The organism is Ensifer sp. ENS03 (genome assembly GCF_014852035.1).
Lineage (GTDB): Bacteria > Pseudomonadota > Alphaproteobacteria > Rhizobiales > Rhizobiaceae > Ensifer > Ensifer adhaerens.
The window spans coordinates 1,209,158-1,225,791 of the sequence record NZ_JACVAV010000002.1; the positions used below are offsets into that span (position 1 = coordinate 1,209,158).

19 protein-coding genes are annotated in these 16,634 nt (G+C 63.1%); 5 read left to right on the forward strand and 14 right to left on the reverse strand.

Annotated features, from left to right (window positions below; genetic code table 11):
- Window positions 1-65 precede the first annotated feature (65 nt).
- The 5 genes from IB263_RS12660 to speB all read right to left on the reverse strand — a co-directional run bounded on the left by IB263_RS12660 (window position 66) and on the right by speB (window position 4,539).
- Entirely contained in the window at window positions 66-1,145 is a 1,080-nt protein-coding gene (locus IB263_RS12660) for a PotD/PotF family extracellular solute-binding protein (protein ID WP_034798862.1), read from the reverse strand.
- Window positions 1,146-1,218: 73 nt separating this feature from the next.
- The gene (locus IB263_RS12665) at window positions 1,219-1,866 is read right to left on the reverse strand and encodes an amino acid ABC transporter permease (RefSeq protein WP_034798864.1); all 648 of its coding nucleotides are present in this window, start codon (window positions 1,864-1,866) and stop codon (window positions 1,219-1,221) included.
- Entirely contained in the window at window positions 1,863-2,531 is a 669-nt protein-coding gene (locus tag IB263_RS12670) for an amino acid ABC transporter permease (RefSeq protein WP_034798866.1), read from the reverse strand. The genes IB263_RS12665 and IB263_RS12670 overlap by 4 nt, the downstream gene beginning before the upstream one ends.
- A gap of 59 nt (window positions 2,532-2,590) precedes the next feature.
- The gene (locus IB263_RS12675) at window positions 2,591-3,385 is read right to left on the reverse strand and encodes a transporter substrate-binding domain-containing protein (RefSeq protein ID WP_034798868.1); all 795 of its coding nucleotides are present in this window, start codon (window positions 3,383-3,385) and stop codon (window positions 2,591-2,593) included.
- Between the two features lie 92 nt (window positions 3,386-3,477).
- A complete protein-coding gene (gene speB / locus IB263_RS12680) occupies window positions 3,478-4,539 on the reverse strand; it encodes an agmatinase (protein ID WP_192438559.1) in 1,062 nt (353 codons plus the stop codon).
- Window positions 4,540-4,763: 224 nt separating this feature from the next.
- Between speB and IB263_RS12685 the strand changes: the two genes are divergently transcribed.
- Window positions 4,764-5,810, forward strand: a complete 1,047-nt coding sequence (locus IB263_RS12685; RefSeq protein ID WP_034798872.1) for a LysR substrate-binding domain-containing protein — start codon at window positions 4,764-4,766, stop codon at window positions 5,808-5,810.
- Window positions 5,811-5,828: 18 nt separating this feature from the next.
- Window positions 5,829-7,007: an aminotransferase gene (locus IB263_RS12690; RefSeq protein WP_060520341.1), complete on the forward strand. Its 1,179-nt coding sequence runs from the start codon at window positions 5,829-5,831 to the stop codon at window positions 7,005-7,007.
- A 21-nt stretch (window positions 7,008-7,028) separates the two neighbouring features.
- Here IB263_RS12690 and IB263_RS12695 read toward each other — a convergent pair whose 3' ends face one another.
- Window positions 7,029-7,919: a DMT family transporter gene (locus IB263_RS12695; RefSeq protein ID WP_371273173.1), complete on the reverse strand. Its 891-nt coding sequence runs from the start codon at window positions 7,917-7,919 to the stop codon at window positions 7,029-7,031.
- Here IB263_RS12695 and IB263_RS34470 point away from each other — a divergent pair.
- Window positions 7,873-8,007, forward strand: coding sequence for a hypothetical protein (locus tag IB263_RS34470; RefSeq protein ID WP_256385289.1), 135 nt, complete (start codon window positions 7,873-7,875; stop codon window positions 8,005-8,007). The two genes, IB263_RS12695 and IB263_RS34470, sit on opposite strands and share 47 nt — an antisense overlap.
- 58 nt (window positions 8,008-8,065) lie before the next feature.
- Here the strand turns inward: IB263_RS34470 and IB263_RS12700 are convergent, their stop codons facing one another.
- The 6 genes from IB263_RS12700 to IB263_RS12725 form a co-directional block, all read right to left on the reverse strand.
- Complete coding sequence (locus tag IB263_RS12700) at window positions 8,066-9,499, reverse strand: aldehyde dehydrogenase family protein (RefSeq protein WP_192438560.1); 1,434 nt, start codon at window positions 9,497-9,499, stop codon at window positions 8,066-8,068.
- A 16-nt stretch (window positions 9,500-9,515) separates the two neighbouring features.
- Window positions 9,516-10,250 (reverse strand): MBL fold metallo-hydrolase, encoded by a 735-nt coding sequence (locus IB263_RS12705; protein ID WP_192438561.1) that lies wholly within the window; start codon window positions 10,248-10,250, stop codon window positions 9,516-9,518.
- A 4-nt stretch (window positions 10,251-10,254) separates the two neighbouring features.
- Window positions 10,255-11,355 carry an ABC transporter ATP-binding protein gene (locus IB263_RS12710; protein WP_089045839.1) on the reverse strand — a complete coding sequence of 367 codons (1,101 nt, stop codon included), beginning with the start codon at window positions 11,353-11,355 and terminating at the stop codon, window positions 10,255-10,257.
- Entirely contained in the window at window positions 11,352-12,143 is a 792-nt protein-coding gene (locus tag IB263_RS12715) for an ABC transporter permease (protein ID WP_192438562.1), read from the reverse strand. The genes IB263_RS12710 and IB263_RS12715 overlap by 4 nt, the downstream gene beginning before the upstream one ends.
- Before the next feature lie 2 nt (window positions 12,144-12,145).
- The gene (locus tag IB263_RS12720) at window positions 12,146-13,030 is read right to left on the reverse strand and encodes an ABC transporter permease (protein WP_192438563.1); all 885 of its coding nucleotides are present in this window, start codon (window positions 13,028-13,030) and stop codon (window positions 12,146-12,148) included.
- Window positions 13,031-13,138: 108 nt separating this feature from the next.
- Window positions 13,139-14,233, reverse strand: a complete 1,095-nt coding sequence (locus IB263_RS12725; protein WP_371814090.1) for a PotD/PotF family extracellular solute-binding protein — start codon at window positions 14,231-14,233, stop codon at window positions 13,139-13,141.
- A gap of 118 nt (window positions 14,234-14,351) precedes the next feature.
- On the opposite strand from IB263_RS12725, the gene IB263_RS12730 reads away from it, so the two are divergent.
- Together IB263_RS12730 and IB263_RS12735 are read left to right on the forward strand one after the other, a co-directional pair.
- Window positions 14,352-14,969: a TetR/AcrR family transcriptional regulator gene (locus IB263_RS12730; protein WP_192438565.1), complete on the forward strand. Its 618-nt coding sequence runs from the start codon at window positions 14,352-14,354 to the stop codon at window positions 14,967-14,969.
- A 51-nt stretch (window positions 14,970-15,020) separates the two neighbouring features.
- Complete coding sequence (locus IB263_RS12735) at window positions 15,021-15,413, forward strand: nuclear transport factor 2 family protein (protein ID WP_192438566.1); 393 nt, start codon at window positions 15,021-15,023, stop codon at window positions 15,411-15,413.
- A gap of 8 nt (window positions 15,414-15,421) precedes the next feature.
- Here IB263_RS12735 and IB263_RS12740 read toward each other — a convergent pair whose 3' ends face one another.
- Both IB263_RS12740 and IB263_RS12745 read right to left on the reverse strand, forming a co-directional pair.
- A complete protein-coding gene (locus IB263_RS12740) occupies window positions 15,422-15,571 on the reverse strand; it encodes a hypothetical protein (protein WP_034798890.1) in 150 nt (49 codons plus the stop codon).
- A gap of 134 nt (window positions 15,572-15,705) precedes the next feature.
- Window positions 15,706-16,620: a transglutaminase family protein gene (locus IB263_RS12745; protein ID WP_034798891.1), complete on the reverse strand. Its 915-nt coding sequence runs from the start codon at window positions 16,618-16,620 to the stop codon at window positions 15,706-15,708.
- Between the last annotated feature and the right edge of the window lie 14 nt (window positions 16,621-16,634).

A 16,634-nucleotide genomic window follows, 5' to 3' on the forward strand; every position in this document is an offset into this window, starting at 1 on the left:
GGCTGCAAGGCCCCTCCCCGTCGTTATGCTTGTGGCTCTCCCCGGAGGCCGGGGAGCAGGCCGGATCAGCCGACGATCAGCTCGGTCCACTTCTGGTTCAGCCAATCCGACTTGGTCTGGTAGAGATCGTAGCGCGGAATGATCGGCTCGATATCCGACGAGACGGCTGCGAATTCCTTGTCGGTCAGATCCGTAACCTCGCGCTTGACGGTCGGAGACGTTCCGACCTTGCGCGACAGCGTCGCCTGGATCGAGGGTTGGCACATGTAGTCGATGAAGATATGGGCTTCTTCGGACTTCTGCGAGGCACGCGACAGCGCCCAGCAACCGGAATCCTGAATGCCGCCTTCCTTCGGGAAGGTGGAGCGGACCGGGTGACCGTCGGCAGCAGCAAGGCCGGTGACGTCGTGATAGTACTGGCCCATCGGGATTTCGCCCGACTTCAGCGACTGCTCGAACTGCGCCTCGTCGCGGTACCACAGGCGAACGTTGGGCTTCACTTCGGCAAGCTTGTCGAACGCCTTGAGAAGGCCTTCTTCGGTGTCGAGCGCATTGGTGCCGCCGAAGAACGTCTTGGCCGTCACTTCGAGCAGGAACGAGTTGGAGACGAGCGCGAGCAGGCCGAGCTTGTCGGCGTTCGCCGGATCCCAGAAGGCGGTCCAGGAGGTCGGCGCTTCCTTGTAGACGTCGGTGTTGGTCACCAGCGTGATGTACCAGGAAACAGCGCCGATGCCGGCAATGCGTCCGTCCGGATACTTGTTGACGAAGCGATCAAGCAGGTTCGAGGCATTCTTGATCTTGGCGGTATCGAGCGGCGTCCAGAGATCGGTCGACTGGCCCTTCAGCATCGCGACCTGCGACATCATCGAAACGTCGGCTGGGGCCTGGCCGGCGCGGGCGGCCTGTTCGAGCTGGACGAGCCAGGCTTCACCGGTCGGTTCCGCGATCGACTCGACGGCAATGCCGGTCGCTTTGGTGAATTCCGGGAAGATGTTCTTGTCGAACGAATCCTTGAAGTAGCCGCCATAGACGCCGACCTTCAGCGACTTGTCCTGCGCGCGCAGGATCGACGGCATCGCCAGCATGGAGGCACCGGCAAGGCCGGCGCCGAGCAGCGTGCGGCGCTTGATGGAAGTGGTGATCATTCGCGTTCTCCTTTGTTTCGGCGGTGATCCGCCTTGTTCCCTGTTCTGTTTGATTTCTTGCACATTTTCAGTCTCAGTGCGCGGCTGTTTTGCGCTCCAGCATGCGCGAATATTGTGTCAGCGGATAACACAGCACGAAGAAGATCACCGCGACCAGCCCATAGACCGTGAAAGGTTCGAAGGTTGCATTATTGATCGCATTCGCGGTTCTGAGAAGCTCTTCGAAGCCGATGATCGAGGTCAGCGCCGTGCTCTTGATGAGCTGCACGAGGAAGCCGACGGCGGCCGGCCGGGTGATGGCGAAGGCCTGCGGCAGGATGACGAGCCGCAGTTCCTGCAACCGGTGCAGCCCGAGGCTCGCGCCGGCATCCCACTGCCCGCGCGGCAGTGCCTCGACCCCGCCACGCCAGATCTCGGCGAGATAGGCACTGGCATAGAAGGTCAATCCGAGGGCTGCCGCCGTCCACGGCTCGATGCGGAAACCGAGCATCGGCAGGCCGAAGAACATCAGGAACAGCTGCATCAGGAGCGGTGTTCCCTGGAAGAGCGCGATGTAGCCGGAGCCGAAGCGCCGCGCCCAACGGCGCTCGGAAATGCGCGCTGCAAGGACGGCAAGCCCCACTGCTGCGCCGCCGGCAAAAGCGACGATCGACAGCAGGATCGTCCACCGCGTAGCGAAGATCAGGTTGCGCAGGATGTCCCAGAAGGTGAACTCGATCATGACACGCCCGCTCCAAGCACGCGGCGCCCGCCGGCGACGAACAGCCGCCGAAGCGCCATCGACAGGCCGAGATAGATCAGCGTGACGACGAAATAGGTCTCGAATGAGCGGAAAGTGCGCGCCTGCAGCAGGTCCGCCTCATGCGCCAACTCCCGCACCGCGATCTGCGAGACGACCGCCGATTCCAGCATCATGATGATCACCTGGCTGGTGAGCGCCGGGAAAATCACCTTCAGCGCCTGCGGCAGGATGATCTTGACGAAGACCTGGCGGGGCTTAAGCCCGAGCGCAAACGCCGCCTCGCTCTGCCCCTTCGGCACAGCATCGAGACCCGCACCGACGATCTCGGTCGTATAGGCCGCCATATTCAGCGTCATGGCGACGATTGCCGCGACGATCGGGTCGAGCCGGATGCCGAGGCTCGGCAGGCCGAAATAGATGAAGAACAGCTGCACCAGGAACGGCGTGTTCCTGACGACTTCGACATAGACGGCCACCGCCTTGCGCAAGACGCCATAGCGGCTGCGGCGGGCGGCGGCGAAGAGAATGCTGATCAGGATGCCGAGCACCGTGGTGCAGGCGATCAGGAACACGGTCATGGCCGCGCCATGGGCGATTGCGCCCGCGGCGTCCTTGAGCCAACCGAAGCTGAGGCCGTAGCCCATCGTCGCAACCTTTCCTCAAGCGGGCCGCGAGGGGATTGCCCGCGCGGCCACCGAGCTTGTTAGTCCTTGAGGTTGTCGGGGTTGAGCGGCGTCTTCAGCCAGGCCTCCGAGCTCGCGTTCAACTTGCCGTCCGAGAGCATTTTGGCAACGGAGTCGTTGACCGCCTTCTTCAGGCCTTCCTCGCTCTTGTTGAGACCGATATGCGACGGCGAGGTCAGAAGCTGGAACTTCTGCTCCGGTTTCAACGCTTCCTGGCGGGCCAGCACCTGGGCGCCGACGTCGTTGCCGACGACCATCAGTTGCGTCTGGCCGGAGATGAAGGCCTGGATCACAGCATTGTAGTTGTCGAAGCGCTGGATGTCGGCATTGGCCGGGGCTGCCTCGGTGAGCGAGGTGTCTTCGAGCGTGCCGCGATTGACGGCGATGGTCTTCTCGGCAAGGTCTTCCTTGCCGGCAACCTTCAGTTCCGCCGGGCCGATGACGGCAATATAGTAAGGCGCGTAAGCCGCGGCAAAATCGATCACCTCGGCGCGCTCCTTGGAGAAGCCGACGCTCATCAGGATGTCGACGCGCTTGTCGTTGAGATAGGGAATGCGGTTCTGCCCTGTGACGCTGACGAGGTTGAGCTTGACGCCGAGGTCGTCGGCGATCTGCTGCGCGACGTCGACGTCATAGCCCTTGATGCTCATGTCGGCGCTGGCCGAGGAGAACGGCGGGAAGTCGGAGAAGATGCCGACATTGATCTGGCCGGCGGACTTGATATCGGCGAGCGCGTCGGCCTTGGCGATGCCTGCGGCGGCCCCGAGCATCAGGGCGGCGGCGAAGGCTGTTTTCAGTTTTGCATGGATCGTCATGATAATTCCCCTACCCGGAAGCTTTGTGATTGTGCAGTCTGGTGGTCGGCCGCCGTTTCCGGTCCGGCAGCCGACGAACCCTTAGTCAGGCCTCAGGCGGACTTGCCCGTGATCGCCGGGCTGAAGACCATGAGGCTCAGGATTTCGAAGAGCACCTGCGCGCCCGCATGGGCCGTGTTGGTGGTCGAGTCATATTGCGGCGCCACTTCGACGACGTCGCCGCCGACGAGGTTGATGCCCTTGAGGCCACGGATCAATTCCAGCACTTCGCGGGTCGTCAGACCGCCGACTTCCGGCGTGCCGGTACCCGGCGCGAAGGATGGATCGAGGCTGTCGATGTCGAAGGACAGATAGGTCGGGCCGTCGCCGACGATCTTCTTCGCTTTCTCGATGATCGCGGGAATGCCGAGACCGGTCACTTCCTCCGCATGGATGACGGTCATGCCGGACTCGTAGGAGAACTCCCAAAGATATTCGGCCGAACCGCGGATGCCGATCTGCACGACGCGGGTCGGGTCGAGCACGCCGTCGAGCACCGCGTTGCGGAAGGGACCGCCATGGTGGAACTTGGTGAGGTCGTAGGCGCCGCCGGTGTCGCAATGCGCGTCGATGTGGATCATGCCGACCGGGCGCCTCTTGCCGACCGCTTTCAGGATCGGGTGGGTGATCGAGTGGTCGCCGCCGACCGACAGCGGCAGCACGCCGGCATCGACGATCTGGTTGATGCGCTTCTCGATGTCCTCATGGCTGAGTTCCAGCCGGTAGCGGCTCTGGAACGGCACGTCGCCGATATCCGCGACGCGGAGTTCTTGAACCGGCGTGCAGCCGAGCACGTGGTTATAAGGGCCGATACGCTCGATCGAGCGCAGCGCCCGCGGTCCAAAGCGCGAGCCCGGACGGTTGGTGACGCCAAGATCCATGGGAATGCCGACGATCGCCACCTGCAGATTGCCGAAATCCGGGTTCTCCGCGTCAACAGGCATGTGCGGCGCCGTCAGGAAGGTCGGGATGCCGGAATAGGGCGCGAGACGTGTGCCGCTCTTGTTGAAGATCTTGTCGGCGACCTTGCGGAAGGTCGGGTCGAACAGCTCGCCGCCATGGCTTTCGCCATACTTTGCCTTCAGTTCGGCAAGCTTGTTGTCGTTCCAGGCCATCGATTCAATCCTCCGTCTTCCATAGCCTGAGGCATGCGCGCGAAGGCGCCACAGATATCTGTCTGCGGAAGGTGCCGGCTCGTCCGGCGCGTTCATGTTCCCCAGGCGTTTTCGCCTTTGTTGATGAATATTAGGCGGCAATTCCCCTAGAAAATCAATTGACATTGTTATAGCGTTTCGTGTGAGAAAAATTCACATCACAGCAACCGCCGGAACGCCCCGATTTGTCCAGCCGCCTGCCTCCCCTAAACCCCTTGCGCGCCTTCGAAGCGACGGCGCGGCGGGGCTCCGTTTCGGCCGCGGCGCGTGAACTCAACGTCACCCACGGTGCGATCAGCCACCAGATCCGCGCGCTCGAACTTTCGGTCAAGGCGGCGCTGTTCGAGCGCGGCGGCAAGCGGCTGAAGCTGACGCCGCAGGGCGCATTGCTGTTGCCGGCCGTCACCCACGCCTTTGCCGAAATCGCGGCGGCGACCGCAGCGATGACGCGGCCGACGACGAGCGGCGAACTGCGCATCACCTGCGTCCCGGCGCTGCTTTCCTTCTGGCTGATCCCGCGGCTGCATCTATTCACCGAGCAATATCCGGACGTGCGTCTGACGCTAATCGCCTCTAACGACGAGGCGTATCTCCACTCGCCCGACGTCGACGTCTGCCTGATCTATGGCGACGGCAACTGGTCCGGCGCCTGGGCCAAGCTCTGGAGCCGTCTCGAACTTTTCCCTGTCGTCAGCCCGACGCTGCTCAACATGCGGCCACTGCGCTCGGTTCGCGACCTGCGCGACCACGTCATGCTGCATGGCGACGATGGCCGCGAATGGAACACCTGGCTTGCGGCAGCGGATGCCAGCGACCTGCAGCGCGGCCAGCAGCATTTCATGAGTGACGCACGGCTTTCGACCGAGGCCGCACTGCACAACCAGGGCGTCGCGCTCGGCGATACGATTACCGCCGGCAGCCTGATCGCGCGCGGCGAACTGATCGCCCCTTTCGACCTGACGGTGCCCGCCAACGACGCCTTCTTCGTCGCCTGCCGCAACGAGGTGCTGGCGGCACCGATCGTGCGCATCTTCATCGACTGGATGTTCGAAACACTCGAAAGCGACCCGATGCCGGAACTACAGACATCGGCGCGCACGATTATTCGCAGCCGCACCTCGAAATCCGAGCCGACAGATCGTAAATCGGAGAAGAACGGTTTTCAGCCGGTTTCGGCGCCGAGCCGTGCTCGCCGCACCGATCGTCCGCAGAAACGCAAAGCCAAGGCCTAACCCACAGGAACACCCGTCATGCCGCATTTCAACCCGCTCGTCGAAAAGCTCTCGCCGCCGCCCGTGCCCTCGGTGCTGGCCTGGGCGAAGTCCTACGATGGCTCCCGTGGCCCGCTGATCGACCTGTCGCAGGCAGTGCCCGGCTATCCCGCCCATCCGGACATGCTGGCCTGGCTCGGTGAGGCTGCAGCCTCAACCGCTTACACCGGCTATGGCGCGATCGAGGGCGAAGCGGAGCTGCGTGAGGCCTATGCGGCGCATGTCGCCGGCCTCTATGGTGCTGCGGTCGCCGCCGACAACATCCACATCACCTCGGGCTGCAACCAGGCCTTCATCTGCACGGCAATGGCCATTGCCGGCGCGGGCGATACGATCCTGATGACCAACCCCTATTACTTCAACCAGGAAACGACGCTGTCGATGCTCGGCATCAATGTCGAGCTCGTACCTTGCGATGCCGGCGCCGGCTTCCTGCCGGAGGTCGATGCAATTGCCGCGGCACTTCACCCCGGCATCCGGGCGCTCGCGCTGGTCTCGCCCAACAATCCGACCGGCGCCGTCTACCCGCCGGAGCTGCTCGCCCGTATCTACGAGGCCTGCCGTTCCAAGGGCGTCTGGCTGATCCTCGACGAAACCTATCGCGACTTCCTGCCCGATGCCTCCGCAGCGCCCCATGGCCTGCTGGCCACCGAAGGCTGGCAGGATAGCTTCATCGGCCTCTACAGCTTTTCCAAGTCTTTCTGCATCCCGGGCCATCGCCTGGGCGCGATCACCGCCGGCCCTGCCGTCATCGAGCAGGTGACGAAGATCATGGACAACCTGCAGATCTGCGCGCCGCGCTCAGCCCAGGCCGCGGTCGCGAAGGCAATCCCGGCTCTTGCCGACTGGCGTCAGACGAACCGCGCCGAAATCGCGGCACGAGCCGATGCGCTGCGCGACGTCATGAGCCGCCTGCCGAAGTGGAAGCTGCAAGCCGTCGGCGCCTATTTCGCCTATGTCCGCCACCCCTACCCGGATATCGATTCGCAGTTCATCGCCGAGAAGCTGGCCAAGCTCGCCGGCGTCGTCTGCCTGCCCGGCGACTATTTCGGCGAGGGCCAGGAGAACTACCTGCGCTTTGCCTTCGCCAATGCCGACGCCGAAACGATCCGCAAGCTTGAAGAGCGGCTGGCGAACTTCACGCCACCCGGTCTCTGATCGGAACGTAGTCGCGCGGCGTTATCCGCGCCGCGCGATCAATATGCCGACAAGCACGATCGCCCCGCCGATCGCCTGCATCAGCCCGACCGGCTCGGCAAGCAGGAGCCAGGCGAGGATCGCCGCCACGACCGGCTGCAACAGCAGGGTCAGCGACGAAAATGCGGGCGGCAGATAGGCGAGTGCGTAGGTGATCGCCACCTGCCCGCCGGCATGGCTGACGAAGGCGAGCCCGAAAAGCATCGCCCAGCCGAAGGCGGTCGGCGGCAACAGCGACGGCTCGAACAGGACGGCCATCGGCAGCATGCAGATCGCAGCCGAAGCCGTGCTCCAGATCATGATGCGCACGGTGCTGAACAGGCTGCGCAGCTGCCCGATCGCCAGAATATAGCCGGCGTAGAACATCGCCGCGACGACGGCCACGCCATCGCCGAGCAGATTGCCGTCACCCAGCGCCATCGGGCCGCCCTTGAGGATCACCACGCCCGCGACTGCCGTTGCGAGGCCGAGGGCGAAGACGGCGCTGACGCGCGAGCGAAACAAAAGCCAGCTCGTGAGCGTCACGAAGACGGGCGCGAGATTGGCAAGCAGCGTGGCGTTGGCGACCGACGTCTTGGTCAACGCATAGTGCCAGGCACCGAGATCGATCGCGAGAAACACGCCCGGCAGGACCAGAAGCGCATATTCCGAGAGCTTTTCCGGTCGCCGCCCCCCGGCGCCCTCGGGACGAAACCAGGTCCAGGCGAGAAGCGGGATCAAGGCCAGCGCCACGCGCCAGAAGGCGGTCGCCATCGGCCCGACTTCCGACAGCCGCACGAAGATCGGCGAGCCGCCGATCGCAGCGCCGCCAATGAGAAGGGCAGCCATGGCAACGCGATTATGGGAATGGGAAGCTTGGGTCACGGGAGGCATCCGGAAGGGCGCGGTCGTCTGGGGCGGTAAGCCGACGAGCTACCAGATGCGGACGACCGGTGACAGCCCTGCAAGCGCCGAAGCCTGAAAGAAAAAACGGCCGCCGCAGATTGCGACGGCCGTCGTTCAAGGACGTAGCGCTGTATTCAGGCAGCGTCGGGAACGTGAACGGTCTTCACTTCGAGGAAGTCCTCAAGGCCGAACATACCGCCTTCGCGACCGTTGCCGGACTGCTTGTAGCCGCCGAACGGGCTGCCGTAGCGGTGCGGCCCGCCATTGATGTGCACCATGCCGGCGCGCAGGCGTCCGGCGACGCGCTCGGCCCGCTCCGGGTTGCCCGTCTGCACATAGGCGGCAAGGCCGTAGTTGGTGTCGTTGGCAATCGCGATCGCCTCCTCCTCGGTGTCGAAGGGGATGATCGCCAGCACCGGACCGAAGACTTCCTCGCGGGCGATGCGCATCTCGTTGTTGACGTCGGCAAAGATCGTCGGCTTGACGAAGTAGCCGGTCTCGAAGCCCTCCGGCTTGCCGGCACCGCCGACGAGCAGCCGCGCGCCTTCGGCAATGCCTGCTTCGATCAGCGCCTGCACCCGGCCGAACTGGATGTGGCTGACGAGCGGTCCGATATGGCCGCCCTCTTGCGTCGGGTCTCCGACTTTCGCCTCGCGGCCGACGCGCTTGGCGATCTCAACCACCTGGTCATAGACGCCACGCTCCACCAGCATGCGGGTCGGCGCGTCGCAGGACTGGCCGGAATTGTTGAAGCATTCGAGCACGCTGCCGGTGACGCGGTCTGCGAGATCGGCGTCGGCAAAGACGATGTTCGGCGACTTGCCACCGAGCTCCAGCGTCACGCGCTTGACCGTTTCGGCGGCATCCTTGCTGACGGCGATGCCGGCGCGGGTCGAGCCGGTGAACGACATCATGTCGATGTCGGGATGCTTCGACAGCGCGGCACCGGCGTTGATGCCGTCGCCGTTGACGAGGTTGAAGACGCCGGCCGGGAAGCCCGCCTCATGCACCATTTCAGCGTAAAGCATGGCATTGAGCGGCGTGAACTCGCTCGGCTTCAACACGCAGGTCGAGCCAGTCGCGAGCGCCGGCACCACCTTCAGCGCGATCTGGTTGATCGGCCAGTTCCAGGGCGTGATCAGGCCGCAGACGCCGATCGGCTCGCGCAGGATCACGTCGCCGTTCGGCAGCCGGTCGCGGGTCTTCAGGCGCTTCAGCGCATCGATGAAGCCCTGCAGGTGGCCGACGCCGACATCGGCCTGCTGCTCACGGGTCATAGTCTTCGGCGCGCCGAGTTCCATGGTGATGGTGTCGACCATCTCGTCATAGCGGCGCTTGTAGACGGCAAGCAGCTTTTCAAGCAGCGCCAGTCGCTCCTCGACGCTCGTCCGGCTATAGGTCGCAAAGGCCTTCTTGGCCGCGGCAACGGCCCGGTCGATGTCTGCGGCCGTGCCCATGGAGATCACCGCAACCGGCTTTTCCGTTGCCGGGTTCAGGACCTCGAGGTCGTTGGCGACGATGGGATCCACCCAGGTGCCGTTGATGTAGAACTTGCGTTTGTCGAGCATTCGCTCCTCCTTCCCGTCAGTTTGTCTTTTGTTTTTCAGCAAGCCATTCAAGGATTAGCGCTCGGTAACGCTCACCCGAAAAGCTCGGAAAATGTCCGCCGTGAACGATACGCGCGGGTATCTTCAGCAGCCGTTCCATCGACGCCAGATAGTCGTCGGCGTTGGAATGATAAGTGTCCTCGATCAGCGGGCCATCGTAGAGGATGTCGCCGGAGAACAGGATCCCGGTCTTCGCCTCGAAGAGCGCAATCCCGCCGGGCGAATGGCCGGGCGTGTGGATCACCTGGAAGACGCGGTCGCCGAGATCGATATGGTCGCCGTCTTCGAGCAGCCGCGTCGCCGGCGCCGCCTTCACCGCATAGGTGGTGGAGGCGTAGGGCTCGGGCGGCAGCGCGTCGAAGATCTCGTCGGCGACGTAGGGGTTTGCGAGCGTGTTCTTGCGCGTCGGATGCGCCAGCAGTTCCGCCTCGGCCGAATGCACGCAGCGGCACTCGAACTCGTGATGGCAGCCGATATGGTCGAAGTGGGTGTGGCTGGCAACGGCGTCCAAGGCGCGTTCGGTGACGAGGGGCACCCATTGCCGGAGCGACACGACACCCATGCCGCTATCGACGAGCATATCGCGGTCGCGGCCGCGCACATGCCAGATGTTGCAGCGGTAGAATTCCTGGATATAGGGCTCATCGATAGCGGTGACGCCGTCGTCGAGCCGCCTCACCCGGTACCAGTCCTGAGGTGCAATTCTCTGCATCGTGCTACGCATGTCCACCCGTGGCGGGCAAGGCTACGACGTCGGCGGCGCGCACGGCAAGCGGCACAATCTCGCCCTCGCGCACGCTTGCCGATTGCGGCAGGTGCGCGACCAGCGCCCTCGTGTCCGCCGCACAGGGCTGCAGGTGGCAGCGGTAATGCGTGCCGAAGAAAGCGCTGCCGGCAACCCGCGCCTCACCAAGCGCCACTGTCGGACCCTCTGCCTTGTCGTCAGCGCGGAAGTGTTCCGGCCGGATGGTGAGCGTAATCCGGTCGCCGGTCTTCGGCGACGATGCGGTAAAGTTGCCGGTCGGCAGCGCCAGGCTGCCGAGCGGGGTTTCGACACGGGCGGAGCTGGCGTCCGCCGCCGCCACACGGCCGGAAACGAAATTGACCTCACCCATGAAGCCCGCCGAAAACAGCGAGCGCGGGCGCATATAGATCTCCGATGGCGGGCCAAAATCCTCGATACGGCCCTGGTTCATCACCACGATCCGGTCGGCGATCGCCATCGCCTCTTCCTGGTCGTGGGTGACGTGCACGAAGGTCGTGCCGACGCGCTTTTGGATCGCCTTCAGCTCGTCCTGCATCTGGCGGCGCAGTTTCAGGTCGAGCGCGCCGAGCGGTTCGTCGAGAAGCAGCACATCCGGGTCGACGGCAAGCGCGCGGGCGAGCGCCACGCGCTGGCGCTGGCCGCCCGAGAGCTCGTGCGGCCGCTTGCCGGCGGAAGCCTTCAGACCGACGAGATCGAGGAAACCGAGCGCCTTTTCGTCGCGCGCGGCCTTGGCAAGGCCGCGCATCCTGAGGCCAAAGCCGACATTGTCGACAAGGCGCATGTGCGGAAACAGCGCATAGTCCTGGAACATCGTCGTCGTCGGACGCTTGGCCGGCGCCACATAGGTCATGTCCTGCCCCGCGATCGTCACGCGTCCCGCGCTTGGCGACTGAAAGCCGCCAAGGATCGACAGAAGCGTGGTCTTGCCGCAGCCGGACGGCCCGAGCAGCACGATGAACTCGCCAGCCCGGATATCGAGGGAAACGTTATCCAGGGCCGTGAAGGCACCGAAGATCTTGCTGACGTTTTCGATCGAGACAGGAGCGGTCATTGTTTTTTCGTCCTTCCGAACAGGGAAAGCTCAAGGATGAGGAGCACGGCGACAGAGGCTAAGAACACTAGCGAGCCGATGGCATTGGTCTTGGGGTTGAGGCCGGAGCGCAGCATGCTCCAGATCTCGACGGGCAGCGTCACGTCGAAGCGCGACAGCAGGAAGGCGATGATGAACTCGTCCCAGCTGAAGGTGACGGAAAGGAAGAAGGCAGCAAGGATCGACGGCATCAGCATCGGCGCCGTCACCAGCGCCATCACTTTGAAATCGTTGGCGCCGAGATCGCGCGCCGCCCGCTCGATGTTGATGTGATGATCCCCCATCGAGGCATAGATGATGGCAAAGCAGAGCGGCAGGTTGATCACCACATGGCCGATGCCGACCGTCATCAGCGACAGCGGGATATGCAGCGCGTTCATGAGCGACAAAAGGCCAAGCGCGATGATCAGGTAGCTGACCGTCATCGGCGCGATCAGCAGTCCCCTTTGCAGCGCCGAGCCGGGCAGCTTGTAGCGCGCGAGCGCATAGGCTGCGAGAAAGCCGAGCAGCACGGAGATGACCGAGGAGACGAGCGCCACGACCATCGAGTTGCCGAGCGCTGCCATCAGCTTGCGGTCGGCGAACACCGCCTCGTACCATTGCAGCGAAAACCCGTTGAACGGCGGCACCGGCAGGCGGCCGTCCTGGAAGGAAAACAACACCAGTACGGCGACCGGCAGAAAGATGAAGGCGTAGACGAGGACGAGATAGGTCCAGGAAAGCACGGTTGCAGAGATCTGGCGCAGCATCGTCAGGCCCTCTCGATCTTCAGCCAGCGGGCACAGGCAAGGTAGGCGACGGTGACGGCCAGCATCAGCACGATCGACAGTGCGGCGGCCATTGGGAAATCCGCCCGGCGCCCGAGCTGCAGCATGATGATCTGCGGCAGCACCAGCTCGTTGTTGCCGCCGAGGATCTGCGGCGTCACGTAGTCGCCGATGCAGAGCACGAAGGTGAGGAAGGCGCCGGTCATGATGCCGGGCAGCGTCAAGGGCAGTACCACGTGCCAGAACGTCTGGAAGGCGTTGGCACCGAGGTCGGCCGCCGCGCGCCGATAGTTGGGCGACAACTGGATCAGGTTGGAATAGATCGTCAGCGTCAGAAGCATGACGAAGAAGTGCACGAAGCCGATCACGGTCGCCGTGCGGGTGCTGGCAAGCTCCAGCGGTTCGGAGATCAGGCCGATGGTCATGAACATCTGGTTGATCACGCCGTTCTTCGACAGGACCAGCAGCCAGGAGTAGGAACGCACCACATAGGAGGTCCAGAACGGCAGGATCGCGAGGATCAGCGCCATGCGCTGCAGCCGCTTCGGCACCCGCTCGGCGATGATCCAGGCAAGCGGATAGGCAAGCAGCACCGAAATCACCGTGACGATGACGGTGATTTCGAGCGAATTGATCAGCCCCTGGAACAGCGCGTTTTCGGAAAAGAAGCGTGTGTAGTTGTCAAAATTCCAGACACGGATGACATCCCGCCCTTCCCGCTTCCAGAGGCTCATCGCCGCCATGAAGGCGAAGGGCACGACGAAGAAGGCGATGGTCCAGAGCAGTGCCGGCGCAACGAAGCCCCAGGCCTTGCGGCGGTCCGCGTCTTCGAGCGCTGTGGCTTTTGTCAGGGGTCCGGCGTCTGCCATGGCTATCCCAGCTCAAGGGTGTACGGGCATGGTTGCCCTCGCACGCCGCCAAGACGGCACGCTGCGGTGATCAGCAGGGCGCGACGCTAATCGCGCCCGCTCTCGTCGTTACTGCTGCAGCATCTCCGTCCAGGCGTCCTGGAACTGCTGGTCGAGTTCGGAAGACGGGATTGGATAGAGTTGCGTCTTCTTCAGGTATTCGGCCTGCTCGTTGAACCGCAACGCCGTCTTCTGCTGATCGTTGAGGAATTCGCCCGCCTTGGCATTGGCCGGCATCGCCCAATAGCAGGACGAGGTCGCAAGGCGGGCCTGACCCTCGGGGCTTACGATGTACTGCACGAACTTCAGCGCCAGATCCTGCTTGGTCGAATCCTTCATGACGCCGATCGATTGCGCCCAGCGCACCGCACCCTGCTCGGGGATAGTCCAGTCGAGGCTCGGCTTGTCGGCCGAGAGAACCGCGGTGATCCATTCGCCACCGCCGACGAGGATATCGACTTCGCCGGTCGCCAGCGCCGTCTGCGAGGAGACGACGTCGCTCACCTGCTTCGACACGGCACGCATCGCCGCGAGCTTCTCCTTGATCGCCGGCATGTCGGCATCGGTTAGCTCGGAGGTCTTTTTACCGAGGCCAAGCCCGACGAGGCCGATCATCGGCAGGTAGTAGTCATAGAGCGCGATGCGGCCCTTGTACTTGTCCGACCAGATGACCGACAGGTCCTGCATGTCCTTCGGATCGACCTTGGTCTTGTCGTAGGAAATCGTGTTGTAGCCGAACTTCTCGGTGACGGCATAGGTCTTGCCGTCCTTGGTGTTGTTGGCCTCCATGCGGACTTCCGGGAAGATATCTGCGGTCGGCAGCGCATCGGCCGGCATTTCGGCGAGGAGATCGAGATCGATGGCGCGATGCACGTCCACGCCGTCGATGACGAGCACGTCCCAGTCGCCCGGCTGCGACTGATCGAGGATCGAAAGCCCTGCCCCGGTGCCCTCGTAGACCTTGACGTTGACCTTGACGTCGTTGGCCTTCTCGAACGGCTCAAGCAGCGCCGGATCGGTGTGGTCGCACCAGACGAGCGCATTGAGTTCTTCCTGAGCAAAGACCGGCGCGGGCGCTGCCACCGTCGAGAGTGCGGCGACCGCGACGGCGGCGGTGGAAGAGAAGAAACGGCGCAGACGCGCACCGTCACGAACTGACTTCATCATGCTGTTGCCCTCTTGTTTTGACGCTCGTTTCGGCGTCTTCAAAAAAAGATTGAATGAATTCATTTTTTAAGTCAATCTCAATTTTGAACCAATTCATAATTCGGGGAAACATCGGATGACGGGACTGCGCGCACGGCAAAAAGCCGACAGAAACAGGCGTATTCTCGACGCCGCCAGCGCGCTCTTTCGCGAAGTGGGCTACGACAGCGCTCGTATCGAGGTCATTGCCGAGCGCGCCGAAATTTCGGTTGGAACCTTCTACAATTACTACGAAAACAAGGGCGACATCCTGCTTGCCACCGTCTCGATGGAAGTCGAGGAGGTGCTCGCCGCCGGGCGTGCGATCGTCGACAACCCGCCGGCATCGGTCATGGGCGCGCTGGATGCGCTGATCGGCGAATATTACGACCACTCGCTCCACTATCTCAGCAAGGAGATGTGGCGCACCGCCATGGCGATCGCCATCCAGCAGCCGGAGAGCCCGTTCAGCAAGCGCTACACCGAACTCGATCGTCGGCTATGCGAGCAGGTTTCGACGCTGATCCGCAAACTTCAGGCCAAGGGCGTCGTCGCACTTGATGTCGATGCCGAGGCGGTCGGCGAGATGTTCTTCAACAATCTCAACATGATGTTCACCGAGTTCGCGAAGCGCGAAACCATGTCGCTCGACGATCTCAAAGCGCGCGTCTCACGGCAGAACCGCCCGCTGGCGACGCTCATTGCAGTGCGCTGACCATCACGAAGACCACCGGAGCAGTCTGCTTCCGGATAAAGAGGGAACCCCATGAAAAATCTCGAACAGTCGGTGCTTCAGGCCGCCGACCGGCTGGTTGCCGCTTTCGCCAGGCATGACCGGACAGCCTATTTCTCCGCGTTCGCGCCGGATGCGACCTTCATCTTCCACACGCTCGACCGACCGCTGAAAAGCAGGGCGGAGTACGAGGCCGAGTGGTCGCTTTGGGAGGAACGGGACGGTTTTCGCGTGCGCGCCTGCCGGTCGAGCGAGCGAAATGTGCAGACGGTGGGCAATGTCGCGGTATTCACCCACCGGGTCGAGACCGAACTGGAATTCAATGGAGAGCCCGCAACCACGGACGAACGGGAAACGATCGTGTTCGAGCGGAAATCGTCAGGAGAGTGGCTTGCCGTGCACGAGCATCTGTCACGGCAAAGCTGAGGCTGCCGTCAGAAGGCGCCGACCACGACGGCGCTGACGAAAGAGAAGGCGGCAACGATGGCAATTGCGTGCGGAACGAGATGAACATGTGAGCGGCGTTGCGGTGTGGTCCCGTAGAGTGCGTAGCGGGACTGGATCATCGGTTTCGCTGCGTTCATCGCGTCTCTCCGTTCCTGCGAGGGCCACGGCCCATCGACTGTCTTGTTCTCCTATATTTTCCATTGAGTTTGTAGATATTAAATTCCGCAAATCGCATAAATCGTAAAAAATCGGTTCGCCGCCATCGCGCTCATCAATGGCGGTTGCGGTCGCGGTCCTGAAGATGCTTCGCCCAGGTTTCGCTGAACCATGGGGTGAGCAGCGAAACGTCGGAGGCGCGATGCGAGCCTTTGAGCGCGCTATCCGTTTCGACGCAGGTCCAGACGGTGAAAGCGGTGAGCTCATGTTTGCCGAAGGTCTGGATCAGCGGAATGTCGGCGGCATCACGGCCGCGGGCAACCGCGATGCGCCCCGCCCGCCGCTGGTTGTTCTTGGCGTCGAACGTATGCCAGCGATCGCCGAGATAGACCTCGAACCAGGCATTGAAATCCATCGGCGCAGGATGTTCGCTCGCGGGGATATCGGCCATATAGCCGTTCACGTAGCGCGCCGGCATGTTCATGCAGCGACAGAGGGTGATCGCCAGATGGGCGTAGTCGCGGCTGACACCGACGCGATCCTCATGCGCCTCGAGTGCCGTGCGCATCGCCTGCGCATAGCCGTAGCTGAAAACGAGGCGTTCATGGACATAATCGCAAATCGCCTGGACGCGCTCCCAGCCGGCTGGCACATCGCCGAACAGACGCCAGGCAAGCGCGCCAAGCCGGTCCGTTTCGCAGTAGCGGCTGGCTGCAAGATAAGGCAGCCACTCGGCGGGCAGGTTCTCGACCGGCACCGCATCCGCCAATGGGTCCGTGGCGTCGAGCCTGCCGTCATCCTCTATCACCGCATCATAGCAGAGCTTGAAATCGCCCTCGGGCACAGTCATCCGGAAGCAGGTGTTGCCATGCGGATCAGTGATCTGCTCCATCTTCACGATCGGCGAAGAGACTGGACCATGCTCGCGCCGCAGGCATGAGCGCCGTTCCGGCACGACGGAAAGATAGGTCATCATCGGGGTCGGCTGCGGGCAACGAATGCCGATTTCATAGCCAAAGCGCACGAACATCGCGAGGTCTCCCA